General features: G+C 73.3%; 2 protein-coding genes. One reads left to right on the forward strand and one right to left on the reverse strand.

The features are described from left to right. Nucleotides 1–187, forward strand: a 187-nt coding sequence (locus tag G3I71_RS45055) for a hypothetical protein (RefSeq protein WP_164324694.1), incomplete at its 5' end; no start/stop codon positions are given. A gap of 186 nt (nucleotides 188–373) precedes the next feature. On the opposite strand, the gene G3I71_RS45060 is transcribed toward G3I71_RS45055, so the two are convergent. Beyond that, a partial coding sequence (locus G3I71_RS45060; RefSeq protein WP_164324696.1) for a glycogen/starch/alpha-glucan phosphorylase occupies nucleotides 374–767 on the reverse strand: 394 nt, incomplete at its 5' end.

Genomic DNA, 767 nt, shown 5'->3' on the forward strand with positions numbered 1-767 from the left:
CGCGGACGGCCCGCCCTTCCGCCTGAACGCCAACCCCCCGCGCAACAGGGCCGCCCTCCAGCCCCTGGGCGTCTCGCAGGGCCCGCCCTCGGAGCTGCGCTTCGATGCCCCCACCCCGGCCCACTGGGAACTCTCCTGCCTGGACCGCCCCCGCCTGACGGCCGCGGTCGCGGCGCTGCGCGCCTGACGCCACCGCCCCATCACGGCCGTCGAGTGCGGGCTTCAGCCGCTCCTGCGCCCTCGGAACCGGCACAACTCCGCGTTCGGCCGGGTGGGGTGGCCCGGGGGCCGGGTGGGGGTGACGGAAGGTCCCGGGCGTCGGACGGTCCCGCACCCGGTGGGTGCGGGACCGTCGTGCGACCGGGGAGCCGCGTCAGCGCGCGACGACCGGCTGCGCGTGCCAGATGCGATCGATGTAGTCCCACATCGACCGGTCGGACGAGAAGAACCCGGACCGCGCGACGTTGAGGATCGCCGAGCGCGTCCACCCCTCGGTGTCGAGGTACGCGGCGTCGACCCGCTCCTGCGCCTCGACGTACGACTGGAAGTCCGCGAGCACCAGGAACCGGTCCTCGTGCAGCAGGTTCGACACGATCGGCTCGAAGACCTTGCGGTCGCCGTTCGCGAACGCACCCGACGCGATGAGGTCGATCGCGCGACGCAGCGTGCGGTTCTCCTCGTAGTACCGGGACGGCTCGTACCCGGCGGCCACGACCTGCTCGACCTGCGGCTCGAGGAGCCCGAACAGGAAGAAGTGGTCGTCGCCG

Origin of the sequence: Streptomyces sp. SID12501, assembly GCF_010550245.1 — a bacterium.
GTDB lineage: Bacteria > Actinomycetota > Actinomycetes > Streptomycetales > Streptomycetaceae > Streptomyces.